At 69.7% G+C, this 13,315-nt stretch carries 10 protein-coding genes and 1 pseudogene; 4 read left to right on the top strand and 7 right to left on the bottom strand.

Going from position 1 to position 13,315, the window contains the following annotated elements; translation table 11 throughout:
* Positions 1-27: 27 nt before the first annotated feature.
* Complete coding sequence (locus ACZ68L_RS19035) at positions 28-573, bottom strand: carboxymuconolactone decarboxylase family protein (protein ID WP_469578255.1); 546 nt, start codon at positions 571-573, stop codon at positions 28-30.
* A gap of 95 nt (positions 574-668) precedes the next feature.
* Here ACZ68L_RS19035 and ACZ68L_RS19030 point away from each other — a divergent pair, with 95 nt between their 5' ends.
* On the top strand, positions 669-1,172 hold the full coding sequence (locus tag ACZ68L_RS19030; protein ID WP_469578252.1) for a MarR family winged helix-turn-helix transcriptional regulator: 504 nt from the start codon (positions 669-671) through the stop codon (positions 1,170-1,172).
* Between the two features lie 194 nt (positions 1,173-1,366).
* The gene (locus ACZ68L_RS19025; protein ID WP_469578248.1) at positions 1,367-3,031 is read left to right on the top strand and encodes an alpha-L-fucosidase; all 1,665 of its coding nucleotides are present in this window, start codon (positions 1,367-1,369) and stop codon (positions 3,029-3,031) included.
* Between the two features lie 54 nt (positions 3,032-3,085).
* Here ACZ68L_RS19025 and ACZ68L_RS19020 read toward each other — a convergent pair whose 3' ends face one another.
* On the bottom strand, positions 3,086-3,733 hold the full coding sequence (locus tag ACZ68L_RS19020; protein ID WP_469578243.1) for a LuxR C-terminal-related transcriptional regulator: 648 nt from the start codon (positions 3,731-3,733) through the stop codon (positions 3,086-3,088).
* Entirely contained in the window at positions 3,718-4,986 is a 1,269-nt protein-coding gene (locus ACZ68L_RS19015; RefSeq protein WP_469578238.1) for a sensor histidine kinase, read from the bottom strand. The genes ACZ68L_RS19020 and ACZ68L_RS19015 overlap by 16 nt, the downstream gene beginning before the upstream one ends.
* A gap of 268 nt (positions 4,987-5,254) precedes the next feature.
* Here ACZ68L_RS19015 and ACZ68L_RS19010 point away from each other — a divergent pair, with 268 nt between their 5' ends.
* Both ACZ68L_RS19010 and ACZ68L_RS19005 read left to right on the top strand, forming a co-directional pair.
* A complete protein-coding gene (locus ACZ68L_RS19010) occupies positions 5,255-7,399 on the top strand; it encodes an MMPL family transporter (RefSeq protein ID WP_469578232.1) in 2,145 nt (714 codons plus the stop codon).
* 539 nt (positions 7,400-7,938) lie between these two features.
* A complete protein-coding gene (locus ACZ68L_RS19005) occupies positions 7,939-8,667 on the top strand; it encodes an AfsR/SARP family transcriptional regulator (protein ID WP_469578227.1) in 729 nt (242 codons plus the stop codon).
* Between the two features lie 393 nt (positions 8,668-9,060).
* Here ACZ68L_RS19005 and ACZ68L_RS19000 read toward each other — a convergent pair.
* From ACZ68L_RS19000 to glnII, 4 genes and pseudogenes are all read right to left on the bottom strand, one after another.
* A pseudogene (locus ACZ68L_RS19000) lies at positions 9,061-9,192 on the bottom strand (transposase family protein); the annotation flags it as partial.
* Between the two features lie 804 nt (positions 9,193-9,996).
* Positions 9,997-10,851: a hypothetical protein gene (locus ACZ68L_RS18995; RefSeq protein ID WP_469578224.1), complete on the bottom strand. Its 855-nt coding sequence runs from the start codon at positions 10,849-10,851 to the stop codon at positions 9,997-9,999.
* 396 nt (positions 10,852-11,247) lie between these two features.
* Positions 11,248-11,868, bottom strand: coding sequence for a winged helix-turn-helix domain-containing protein (locus ACZ68L_RS18990; RefSeq protein ID WP_469578221.1), 621 nt, complete (start codon positions 11,866-11,868; stop codon positions 11,248-11,250).
* A 375-nt stretch (positions 11,869-12,243) separates the two neighbouring features.
* Positions 12,244-13,287, bottom strand: coding sequence for a glutamine synthetase (gene glnII, locus ACZ68L_RS18985; RefSeq protein WP_469578218.1), 1,044 nt, complete (start codon positions 13,285-13,287; stop codon positions 12,244-12,246).
* Positions 13,288-13,315 lie beyond the last annotated feature (28 nt).

Below are 13,315 nucleotides of genomic sequence, written 5' to 3'. Positions count from 1 at the left end.
CCTGGGGAGAGAGATGGCGGCCGAGGGTCAGGCGAAGGCGGCCAGTTGGGAATCCAACGATGCCCCTGTCATCCGGTTGCCCAGCGTCGACATCGTGTACGCGCCGATGCCCAGGACCACTTCCAGGGCGTTGCGGGCGGTGTACCCGTGGGCCAGGAACGCCTGGAGCGTCCCGTCGTCCACGGCGCCGGCCGTCGCGATCACGGAGAGGGTGAACTGCCGTATCGCTTCCAGTCGTTCGTCCGGGACCACGCGCTGCTCCCGCAGTGCGGCGAGCACCTCGGGGTCGGCGTCGAGCGCGGTGAGCTTCGCGCTGTGCATCGCCACGCAGACGTGGCACTCGTTGCGGACCGCCATCGTCATGATCAGGGCCTCGCGGGAGAGCGGGTCAAGGGTGGTCGACTCGAAGAGCGCGCTGATCTTCAGGAAGCCGTCGAGCAGCTCGGGGGACGAGGCGAGCCGGGCGACCGCGGAGGGCAGGTAGCCCTGCTTCCGCGACACCGCCTCCATGGCGCCGCGGGCGGCGGGCGGGGCGGATTCGAGGGTGTGGTCGGGGAACGTGGACGTGGGCATGGGTGACCTCTCGTGGTGGGTTCTCACCGTGGGTGCTCACGCTAAACTCGACAACGTGATTGACGAAAAAGTAAACCAGGTTGTCGAGTTTTGCAATGCCTGAGCCGAGGGCCGGGGTGGCGGGAGGGTCGTCCGCGAGCGCCGGGGCGGGCTTCGAGCTGCCCCTGCTGATGTTCGCCGGATTCCGGTCGATCATCGATGAGTTGCACCGTGAGCTCGCCGAGCGGGGTCACCCCGATGTGCGGCCCGCGTACGGTTTCGCGCTCCAGGCCGTCGGTCGTGACGGGGCGACGGCCAGCGAGATCGGCCGACGGCTCGGGGTCTCCAAACAGGCTGCGGGCAAGACCGTCGAGAAGCTGGAGGGGCTCGGTTACGTGGAGCGCGTCGACGACCCCCGCGACGGTCGGCGCAAGCTGGTCCGGCTGGCTGCGCGGGGCGTCGACGTCCTGGTCGCATCGGCCGAGGGCTTCGACCGGCTGCGTGCCGAATGGGTCCGGGTGCTCGGCGAGGGCCGGGTGCGCGCGCTGGAGGACGATCTGCGCGCGATGGTGCCCGCGGGTGCGTTCCGGCTGGACGTGCCGGGCTGGTTCGGCGACTGAGGCCGGGCGCGGGTGCGGGTGTGGGCGGGAATGCCGGGAGCCGGTTCCGGCCCCGGGTTTCGCGCTTGGACTTTAGAGGTGAGAGATAGGACGTATGTTGTGCGCGCCCTTCCCGTGAGCCGTTCTGTGCGGCAGCATGCGCACGTCGACACCCAAGAGATCCGACCAATGCTGGTCGGGAATGGGAGGGAACCATGGCACGACGTACCCGTGTGCTCAGTGCGCTCGCACTGGCGGCGGCCGCCGCGCTCGTCCCCGTACAGGCCGTCGCGCAGCAGCCCGCGAACCAGCGGTCGGCGCCACCGGGCACCCCGTGCACCGCGCCCGTGAAGCCCGCCTCGCAGATGACCGTCGAGTCCTGCGACAGCCCGGACCGGATCATCGAGAAGGCCGCGAACATCGTTCCCACCCGCGGTCAACTCGCCTGGCAGCAGCGGGAGGTCACCGCCTTCACGCACTTCGGGATGAACACGTTCACCGGCCGCGAGTGGGGCTCCGGCACGGAGGACGAGAAACTCTTCGCACCCAAGGCCATCGACGCCGACCAGTGGATGCGCGCCTACAAGGCCGCCGGTGTCGAGCAGGTCATGCTCACCGCCAAGCACCACGACGGCTTCGTGCTCTACCCGAGCCGGTACACCGACCACTCGGTCGCGCTCAGCCCCGGCAGCCCCGATGTCGTGGCCGCGTACGTGAAGGCCGCCCGCAAGGCGGGCCTGAAGGTCGGGCTCTACCTCTCGCCCTCCGACGGCGCCGAACTCCCGCACGCCTGGCACGCGCAGTGGGTCGACTCGATCCGGGAGAAGCAGGCCGAGGGCAAGCCGCTCAGCCTGCCCGAGCGCATGGCCCTGGAGGACGGCGACCGCGCCCCGGCGGGTGAGGGCCGCTTCGGCAACGGCAGCGCGGTCACCCGGCGCACCATCCCCACGCTCGTCCCCGGCGACGACCGGGCCGCCGCGGTCGAGCGCGGCAAGCTCCCCACCTTCACGGTGACGGCCGACGACTACGACGCGTACTACCTCAACCAGCTCTACGAACTCTTCACCCAGTACGGGCCGATCGAGGAACTCTGGCTGGACGGCGCCAACCCCTGGTCCGGCTCCGGCATCACCCAGAAGTACGACGTCAAGCAGTGGTTCGACATGGTCAAGGCGCTCTCGCCGAACACCGTCGTCTTCCAGGGCCCGCAGGGCGTGCGCTGGGTCGGCAACGAGAGCGGCATCGCCCGCGAGACCGAGTGGAGCGTCACCCCGCACGTCACCGACCCGTGGACCGGGCTCGGCAGCCTCCCCAACGACTCGACCGACCCCGACATCGGCTCCCGGGCCATGATCCTCGACCCGGCCGTCAACTACCTGCAGTGGTACCCGGCAGAGGCCGACGTCTCGATCAGGCCCGGCTGGTTCCACCACCCGGACGAGAAGCCCAAGACGCCCGCGCAGTTGATGAACCTGTACGAGAAGAGCGTCGGCCGCAATGCCTCCCTGCTGCTCAACGTCCCGCCGGGCAAGGACGGCCGGATCGACGACGCCGATGTCGCGTCACTGACCGCCTTCGGTTCCGACGTACGCCGGATCTACGGCACCGACGTGCGCAAGCAGGGCCCGGCCCCGTACACCTTCGACCGGGTCGCCGTCCGTGAGGACGTCCGGCACGGGCAGCGGGTGGAGAAGTTCGCCGTGGAGGCCCGGATCGGCGGGACCTGGCAGCGGATCGCCGAGGGGACGACGATCGGTCACCGCCGCATCCTGCCCCTGGCCGCTCCGGTCACCGCCACCTCGGTACGGGTGAAGGTGCTGGAATCCCGGGCGACACCGCACCTGGGGGCGACGACACTGCACCTGACCACGGCGCCGTGACCGCCGGGGCCGCGCACCCCACGGGGCCGCGCGGCCCACGGCCGCGGGCCCGGTTCAGCCCCGGTCGAGATAGGCGAGCACCGCCAGCACCCGGCGGTTGTCGTCGTCGGACGGCGGCAGGCCGAGCTTCCCGAAGATGTTCGAGGTGTGCTTGGCCACCGCCCGCTCCGTGATCACCATCTGCGAGGCGATCGCCGCGTTGGAACGGCCCTGGGCCATCAGCTCCATGACCTCCCGCTCACGCGGGGTCAGTCCGCCCATCGGCTTGTCCTGCGCGCGCCGCGACAGCAGCTGCGAGATCACCTGCGGGTCCATCGCGGTGCCGCCCGCGGCGACCCTGCGCACCGCGTCGATGAACTGGTCGGCGTCGAAGACCCGGTCCTTGAGCAGATAGCCGATGCCGCCGTCGCCGTCCGCCAGCAGCTCGCGCGCGTACAACTGCTCCACATGCTGCGAGAGCACGAGCACCGGCAGCCCCGGCCTGGCCCGCCGGGCCGCCAGCGCGCACTGCAGGCCCTCGTCCGTGTGCGACGGCGGAAGCCGGACGTCGACGACCGCGACGTCCGGCGCCGACTCGGCCAGGGCCCGGGTCAGTTCGGGCCCGGTCTCCACAGCCGCCGCGATCTCGAAGTCGTACGCCTCCAGCAGCCGGACCAGGCCGTCGCGCAGCAGGAAGAGATCTTCGGCTAGGACAACTCGCAAGGGATCTCCATGGTCACCATGGTGGGACCGCCCGCGGGGCTGCTGACGGCCATGATGCCGTCGAATGTACCGAGTCGGCGTTCGATTCCGCTCAGACCCGAGCCGGCTCCGACCGCGGCACCGCCCTTGCCGTTGTCCGTGACGGTGACCCGCAGCATCGCGTCCGCGTGGTGGATGTCCACCCAGACCCGGTCGGCCCCCGAGTGCTTGGCGGTGTTCGTCAGCGTCTCGCTCACCGCGAAGTACGCCGCCGACTCGACCGCGGCGTCCGCCCGGCCGCTCAGCTCCACCCGGACCTCCGACTCGATCGGCAGCCGCAGCGCCAACGCCTTGACCGCGTCCCCCAGTCCGCGCTCGGCGAGAACCGGCGGGTGGATGCCACGGACCAGATCGCGCAGCTCCGTGAGGGCTTCGGCCGACGACTCGCGAGCCATGGCGAGGAGCTTCTTGGCCTGCTCCGGGTCCTTCTCGATGAGCGCCTCCACGGCGCCCAGGTTCATCCCCATGGCGACCAGCCGGGCCTGTGCCCCGTCGTGCAGGTCCCGCTCGATGCGCCGCAGTTCGGAGGCGGCGGTGTCCACGGCCTCGTGCCGCGTCTCGGTCAGCCGGTCGATGCGCCGGGCCAGCTCCTGCTCCTGGGTGGGGGCCAGCATCGCGCGGGCGATCACGAAGTGCAGCCGCAGCAGCGGCCGGCCGACCAGCAGGCCGATCGCGAAGAACACCACACCGAGCGCGGCGGCGGCAAGGCCCGTCGCCTGGCTGTCGACCGGCACGAACGCGTACCAGTAACGGTCATCGGTGAAGACCCGCCACAACCCGGCCGCCAGGACGAAACCCTCCACCGGATACACCAGCAGCGCGGAGGCCAGGACCGCCACCACATACCCGGCGGTCATGTCGACCAGCAGCCACTGGATGTCCCGCCAGGTCGCCGGGTCCTTCAGCAGCAGCGTGGTCCGCTCCACCTGCCCGGTGAAGCCGGAGCGCACATCCTTCGGGAAGGGGCGGTACGGGACCGGAATGCGGATGTCGCACCAGGTGACCGCGAGCAGCCGGCGCCGGTTGGCGTGCTTGCGGACCAGCTCCAGCACGTAGGGGGTGGTGACCAGGCCGACGCCCAGCGGGATGAAGACGATGGAGAGCACGGCCCACACGAAGAGAGTGATCGACCCGATCAGGCTGGCGATCGACAGCACAACGCCCCGCCCGGCTGCCAGCAGCGCGCCCCGTGTCCGGGTCCGTATCGCGTTCATCTCGGTCCGTCTCCCCTCGCCGGGCCCTCGTGCCGGACCCGTCCGGAGACAGTCTCACCCGGCCGGCTCCCCGGGCGTCAGCCGTTTCGCCACCCGGGCGGGGTGTATCCAGCACCACCCCGACGACCTCGCCCTACGGCTCCGTGAGAGGGGGGCCCGACGGCTGGGGCGGCCGGCCGGCCGTTCCTAGATTCATCAGCGTCCGTCAGCGACGCGTCCGGCGTCGGCTGCCATTGACTTCGATTCGACTTCTGGGGGCGAACACGCCATGAGGCGTAACCTCGCGGCAGGCATCGGTGGGTGGAGCGCACACCACCGCAAGACCGCCATTCTCGGCTGGCTGCTCTTCGTCGTGCTCACCACGGCCATCGGCGGGGCGTCCGGTCTGGTCGAGATGTCCGACGCGGAGAACGCCGCCGGTGATTCGGCGCGGGCCGAGCGGATTCTCGACGACGCCGGGCTCGGGCAGCCCGCCGGTGAACTGGTCATGGTGTCGACCGCGAAGGCGGGCGACTGGCGGGGAGCCGCCCGTGAGGTCGCCGCGGCCATCGGCAGGACCGGCGAGGTGACGAACGTCGCGGCGCCGATCCCCTCCAAGAACGGCAAGGACGCGCTGATCACCTTTGACATGAAGGGGGACGCGGCGACGGCGCCGGACAGGGTGCCGCCCGTGCTCGACGCCGTGGCCGGCGTCCGGGCGGACCACCCCGGCGTCACCATCCACCAGTTCGGCGAGGCCAGCGCCGGGAAATGGCTCGGCGACCTGCTGTCCGAGGACTTCAAGAAGGCCGAGTTCACCGCCGTACCCCTGGCCCTGGGCATTCTGCTGGTCGCCTTCGGGGCGGTCGTCGCGGCCCTGCTCCCGGTCGGGCTGGCACTGACCGCCTGCATGGCCGCCTTCGGACTGCTCTCGCTCGCCAGCCACCAACTGCACCTGTTCCAGACCACGTATTCCGTGATGTTCCTGATGGGCTTCGCCGTCGGCGTCGACTACTGCCTCTTCTACCTGCGGCGCGAGCGCGACGAGCGGGCGGCGGGGCGCGATGCCGAAACGGCCCTGCGGATTGCGGCGGCGACCAGCGGCCGGGCCGTACTCGTCTCCGGGGTCACGGTCATGGTCGCGATGGCCGGCATGTTCCTGTCCGGCCTGATGCTGTTCAAGGGCTTCGCGCTCGCCACGATCATCGTGGTCTTCATCGCGATGCTGGGCTCGGTGACGGTGCTGCCCGCACTGCTGTCCTGGCTGGGCGACCGGACCGACGCGGGACGGGTGCCGTTCCTCGGGCGCCGGGGAAACCGGCGGGGGAACCGGCGCGCAGGCACCGGCGGCGGATTCGCCGGCACGGTGCTGAAGCCGGTCCTGTCGCGGCCGAAGATCTTCGCGGCGGCCTCGGTCGTCGTACTGCTCGCCCTGGCCGCGCCCGCCCTGGGCATGAAGACCGAACAGCTGGGCCTGGAGAAGCAGTTCGGCTCCGACTCGCAGCTCTCGGTCGCCTACCGGCAGATCAACGAGAACTTCCCCGGCGGCCCCGCTCCGGCACGCGTCGTGGTCAAGGCCGACCACATCGGGACACCCGCGCTGCGCAAGGCGTTCGGCGGCTTCGACAAGGTCACCGTCCACACGGCGCAGAACGTCGCCGAGATCGAGGTACCGCTCCCCGGCGGTGAGGACGACCTCGCCGAGCTGCGCGAGAAGCGGTTGCCCGCCGCGTTCGACGGTACGGGGGCCCAGGTGTACGTCACCGGGGAGATCGCCGGGTCCGTGGACTTCAACGACCAGCTGAAGCGCGGCATCGTCCCGGTCTTCGCCTTCATCACGGCCGTGACCTTCCTGCTGATGCTGTTCTGCTTCCGCTCGTACGTCATCGCCGTGACCTCGATCGTGCTCAACCTGCTCTCCGTGGCCGCCGCGTACGGAGTGATGGTCGCGGTCTTCCAGCACGGCTGGGGGGCCTCGCTGATCGGTTCGGAGGGGGTCGGCGCGATCGAGGCCTGGATTCCGCTGTTCGTCCTGGTCGTGCTGTTCGGACTCTCCATGGACTACCACGTGTTCGTGGTCTCCCGGATCCGTGAGGCCCGTGACCGCGGTCTGCGCACCCGGGCCGCCATCGACGAGGGCATCCGGCGGACGGCGGGCGCGGTGACCGGTGCCGCCATGATCATGGTCGCGGTGTTCGCGGTCTTCGGGACGCTGTCGATGCAGGACATGCAGCAGATGGGCGTCGGCCTGGCCGTCGCGGTACTGCTGGACGCCACGATCGTACGGATGATCCTGCTGCCCTCCGTGATGGCCCTGCTGGGGGAGCGGAACTGGCGGACCCCGCGCGGACTGGCCCGGCTGCCGGGCCTGGAGCACGGCGAGCCGGAGACGGGGACGACCGAGGCGCCGGCCACGTCGGGCACGCGCGGCTGACCGACGGCCCCGGCCTGCTCACCATGGGCCGGGGCGGCTGCGGCAGGTACCTCTGGCAGTGTTCGCACGTTCAACAGAGCGAGCGAGTGGTGCCAGGGTCACCCCGGCGCACTTGTGCCGTGCGATGCGCCGCGGTGCCATCTGCGGACGTCACTCGCACCAGCTGTTACCCGCTGAACCCGGCCGTGCCGGGCAGCCCGATTCCCCCGTTCGCCGCGCTCAGAAGAACCCCACGTCCTGGACCGGGGCCGCCCCCGGTCCAGGACGACCGTGGCCACCGCCCGTCGGCTCGACCCGTGCGCCATACCCGCGGAAGCTCGGCCGGAGGGCACCATTCCTTGCCCCCGATTGGGACAATTCGACAACTCTCGGCAGGTAGAGCAGCATGGCTAAGCGGGAGGTGTAAAGATCGCTGGCCCTCAGCAATGGCGGCGCGGCCGGTCGACGGGCGCCGGGTAAACCGACCCCTACGCGATCCCAAAGCCATGAGCTCATATGATCTCGCTTTCTCTCCGCCCCCCACCAGGCTCGGGCCGTCCGTGAGCATCTCTCTTCTCGGCGGTTTCGACATCGTGGTCGGCGATGAACCGGTGACCGTCCCGGTCGGCTCGAAGCGACTTCTGGCGTTCATCGCGCTCAACTACCGGGCCGCTGTCCCTCGGGCTCTGGTCGCCGGGAGTCTTTGGCCCGAAGCATCCGAGCAAGGTGCGAACACGAACCTGCGGTCGGCACTGTCCCGCCTGCAGGGCCTCGGGAAACAAGCACTGAACATCTGCCCCGCCGAGTTGCGCCTCGCGCGGGAGGCCACCGTCGACCTGTACCGAGCTCGGTCGTTGGCCCAGCACATACTCGATCCCCGTGTCCCGGCCGAGGAGCTCGACCTCAACGCGGCGACCGTCGACCAGCTCTCCGTCGATCTGCTGCCCGGCTGGTACGACGAGTGGACGTTGCCGGAGGCGGAGCAATGGCGGCAGCTTCGACTCCACGCCCTTGAGGCTTTGACGGGTGTTTTCATCGACACGAAGGAGTTCGCCGGGGCTGTGACGGCCGCCCATGCGGCCGTCCAAGCGGATCCGTTGCGGGAGAGCAGCCAGGCTTCGCTGATCCGCGCCCACCTGGCGGAGGACAATCGGTCCGAGGCACTGTGCGACTTCGAACGCTACGAGCAGCACCTCCACGACGAGTTGGGGCTTCGGCCCACACCGCGGCTGCGCCGGCTCGTGTCCGAACTGCAGCGGTCGCCGCGCCCCGGTGACGGATCCCTGTAGCTGTGACTGCGTGAGCGGCCATGCACGTCGGAGTACGAGCCGACGTGCATGGCCGCTCACCTGAACGGGCTCTTGCGAGATCTTCGTGATGAGGGCGACAGCACGTCCTTTGTTCACGCCAAGAGGATGTGCTCGCGAAGGAGCGGGAGGCCGGTGCGGCCGTAGCCGCGGCGCTTGAGGAGCTCGGCTCAGGTCACCTGGCCTCCGCACTGCCCGGAGCCCCACGTACGGGACCGCCCCGGCGGTGATCGCTTCGAAGTCGCTCTGCAGACCACCGGCGAACTGTTTGGTGCAGGTACTGCGGCCGTGGCGCACGGCCGGCCCCTCGACCTGTTCGGCGAACGTCCGCCGTACGCGGCCGGGACTGTCTCGGAACAAGTGCCGTACCGACAGGTCGATCACCACCGGGCGGCCACCGACCGCGAGATCAGCCACAGTCCGGGCGTACCGGCTGTGCACCCGCGATGAGGCGCAGCTGCAGTCCGGACAGGTCAGCTCCACGTGATCGCCGGTACAGGCGGCCATACGCACCAGGCCGCCCTCCACGGACACCGCTCCACCGACACCGCACTCAGTGCGGATGCACGGTTCTGAGAAGGCCGTTACGCTTGTCGGCCATTCCAGGTGCTGTGTCGGAGCGTCGCCGGTGCGCAGGAGTTGTACGGCCGACGTCACGAAAATCTTGCAAGACCCATTGAATTCGTACCGACTGCGTACGTTCACGTGTATGCCGACAGGCATCGCCAAATCCACGTTCTTGTCCTCCCGCGGCAGTCATGCTCGTTCTGGATCGACGGGCTGCCGTCACTCACTCGGTCCTCTTGGGTTCCCGTCGTGGCGTGGAGTCATTGATCGCAGGGAAAGTGGCCGAACTCGGCCTGGACGCCCGCGTGGTGAAGCGCCGCGGAGGTCTGACCAGGCAGAGGAAGGGCCTGGCTGCTCCGGATCACATGAAGCGACATTTCGTCGCTGAGGAACCCGATGTCGTCCGGGTGGGCGACATGAGGAGATCGTCACGGCCGTGTCGGGTCGTGCTTCGACTACGCCGTGAGCGAGGCGTTCGACACCCCTTAGGTCAAGTACGTCCACCGCCGTACCTTCCCCGGCCACCCGCTCGCCCGGCCGCCCGCTTGCCCGGCCGGGCCGAGGCCCGGATCAGGGCGACGCGAATACCGGACCGGCCTCGCCGCGGAGCTGGTTGCATCGGAATGACTCCACAGTTCGAGAGGATGGAATTATCACGGAACTGGCGAACCCGCCACTGCCCAGTGGCGGGTTCGCGTTGTCGAGCTGGTCGGTGGGTTTGGCGCGGTCAGCACGCGACAGGGGTCACGTCTGTGCGCCTTGCTGGAGGACGTTGCCGTTGTCGCCGCCGGTCTGTGCGCCCTGCTGGAGGACGTTGCCGTTGTCGCCGCCGGTCTGTGCACCTTGCTGGAGGACGTTGCCGTTGCCGCCGGTCTGTGCGCCCTGCTGGAGGACGTTGCCGTTGCCGCCGGTCTGAGCGCCCTGCTGGAGGACGTTGCCGTTGCTGGGGCCGGTCTGTGCGCCCTGCTGGAGCACGTTGCCGTTGCTGGGGCCGGTCTGTGCGCCCTGCTGGAGGACGTTGCCGTTGCCACCGGTCTGTGCACCTTGCTGGAGCACGTTGCCGTTGCCACCGGTCTGTGCACCTTGCTGGAGGACGTTGCCGTTGCCACGGCCGGTTTGTGCGCCCTGCTGGAGGACGTTGCCGTTGCCGCCGGTCTGTGCACCTTGCTGGAGGACGTTGCCGTTGCCACGGCCGGTTTGTGCGCCCTGCTGGAGGACGTTGCCGTTGCCACGGCCGGTTTGTGCGCCCTGCTGGAGGACGTTGCCGTTGCCACGGCCGGTCTGTGCACCTTGCTGGAGGACGTTGCCGTTGCCACGGCCGGTCTGTGCACCTTGCTGGAGGACGTTGCCGTTGCCACGGCCGGTCTGCGCGCCCTGCTGGAGGACGTTGCCGTTGCCACGGCCGGTTTGTGCGCCCTGCTGGAGGACGTTGCCGTTGCAGAACTGTGGCTGGAACCGATTGCAGACTGCGGACGGGGCCGTCGACGGGGTCTGGGGCGCTGCTGCGGCGCTCGTCGCGCCTACGCCGCCCGCGAGGGCCGCGGCCAAGCACGACGCGCCGATGATGCGGGGAATTCCTTGCCGAATGCTTCTCATCATGGTGGATTCCTTGCGTGTGAAAGCGGGTTTGCGCTTGCCTGCACCAGCCAGCGTGGGGTGCCGGGCATCACCGCGGCGTGACGCCGGCGTGACCGGGCTCAGCTGGCGGCAGCCTGTGGACACTCCCCGCAGGCGGCCACGTGCGCCCCAGACCTGGCCGAGGGCTTCCCTACGGACGGCCATGTCTCCCGGGACTCGAACCGATTCCGGTCGGCGAAACCGACCGGTGTGAAGAGCAGCAGGAAGGCCCAGGAGATCCTGGAGGCACGCGACCTCACCGGGGAGCTACCGAGCGGCAGCCGAGCCGGCTGCGGCTACCGCACGGGCGCCCGATATGCGCAGCTGAGGGCAAGAATCCGACCGAATGGTGTGCTTGGCTGCGTACGGTAACAGGCCTCAGGGGGCGTATTTGTAGCCGACGCGCCGCACCGTCTGGATCGTCCGGCGGTGCTCGGCGCCCAGCTTGCGGCGCAGCCGGGCGACATGGACGTCCACGGTGCGTCCATCGCCCACATGCCCGTAGCCCCAGACGGTGGTCACCAACTGATCGCGGGTGTGCACCCGGTGCGGGTGCGCGACGAGGTGGGCGAGCAGCTCGAACTCCAGGAAGGTGAGGTCGAGCGTGTTCCCGTCGACCGCGGCGATGCGCTGTACGGGGTCGATGCGCACCGGACCCGCGACCGGGTCCTTCACCGGCGACGGCACCACGTACTGGGCCGCCGCGGCGGTCGCCGGGGTGACGGCCGGCTGCTGGTCGGCCGGTACGAGCACCAGGTAGCCGATCATCGGCGGGCGGCCCGGCAGCGCGGGAAGGGTGTGCTGGGGTGCGGGCAGCCAGGTGGCACCCGGCGGCAGGAAATCGGCCACATCGGCCAGCTGGACGACCTCGTCGGGGGCGACGGCGCGCAGCCGGTGGCGGTTGGGGGAGAGCGGGCGGGCGGAGGTGGTGGCCGCAGCGGTCGCCGTAGGCGCCGCGGTGGCAGCGGCTGCGGCGGAGAAGGCATCAGTGTTCGCCATGAGGGTCAGCTCTTTCGCGCGAAGGAGTCGTCGAGGGACGGACTTACTGGCGCGCGGACCGAAGGCCGGGGTGAGCGGCTTTAGAGGGCCTGCGCGTTCAACGCGCGGCAACACACCCGGTCGAAGTCGTGATGCTGACGGGACGGCCAGAACGGTTCGAGGTCGCTGCGACCTGTCGAGGTGTACTGGATGCTGGCCATGCCCCCATTGAACCAGAGAACGTGACGGCGCAGCAGGCCTCTCCCAGCCGTCGATACGGACCCTTGGCGTTATGTTCCTCACGCGCCCGGGAGGCGGGCCCGCGGGGCGGCGGAGGCGCTGAGGGGGCGTCCAACCGGCCGGTTGGACGCCCCTCGTGCTGACGACGGTCGAGGATCAGACCTGGTCGGCCTTCTCCAGCGCGGTGCAGCAGGTGTCGACGATCAGCCGCGTGACGACGTACGGGTCGACGTTGGCGTTCGGGCGGCGGTCCTCGATGTAGCCCTTCCGGTCCTGCTCGACCTGCCACGGGATGCGGACCGAGGCGCCTCGGTCGGAGACGCCGTAGCTGTACTCGTTCCACGGGGCGGTCTCGTGCAGACCGGTCAGACGGTCGTCGATGCCCGCGCCGTAGTTCTTGACGTGGTCCATCGGCTTCGAGCCCTCGCCCAGCGACTCGCACGCGGTGATGATCGCGGCATAGCCCTCAGGTCCTTCGCGCATCGCCTTGGTGGAGAAGTTGGTATGCGCACCCGCTCCGTTCCAGTCGCCCTTGACCGGCTTCGGGTCGAGGGTCGCGGAGACGCCGAAGTCCTCGGCGGTGCGGTACAGCAGCCAGCGGGCGACCCACAGCTGGTCGGAGACCTCCAGCGGGGACAGCGGGCCGACCTGGAACTCCCACTGGCCGGGCATCACTTCGGCGTTGATGCCCGAGATGCCGAGGCCCGCCTTCAGGCAGTTGTCGAGGTGCTTCTCGACGATGTCGCGGCCGAAGATCTCGTCGGCACCGACCCCGCAGTAGTAGCCGCCCTGCGCGGCCGGGAAGCCGCCCTCGGGGAAGCCGAGCGGGCGGTGGCCGTCGAAGAAGGTGTACTCCTGCTCGATGCCGAAGATCGGCTCCTGGCCGGCGAACCGCTCGGCCGGCGGACGAAGCTCGGCACGGGTGTTGGACTGGTGCGGCGTCATGTCGATATCGAAGACCTCGCACAGGACGAGGATGTCGTCGCCGCCGCGGATCGGGTCCGGACACGTGAAGACCGGCTTCAGCACCCGGTCGGAGGCGTGGCCCTCGGCCTGGTTGGTGCTCGAACCGTCGAAGCCCCAGATCGGCAGCTCCGCCACATCCTGCGACGGACTCCCGGCCATGATCTTCGTCTTCGAACGAAGCTTGGCGGTCGGCTCGGTGCCGTCGATCCAGATGTACTCAGCCTTGAACGTCACGGAAGCCATCCTTCGCGGGTGTTGCGGT

Source organism: Streptomyces sp. NPDC104309, assembly GCF_055584025.1.
This window is presented reverse-complemented; position numbering and strand designations above follow the sequence as displayed.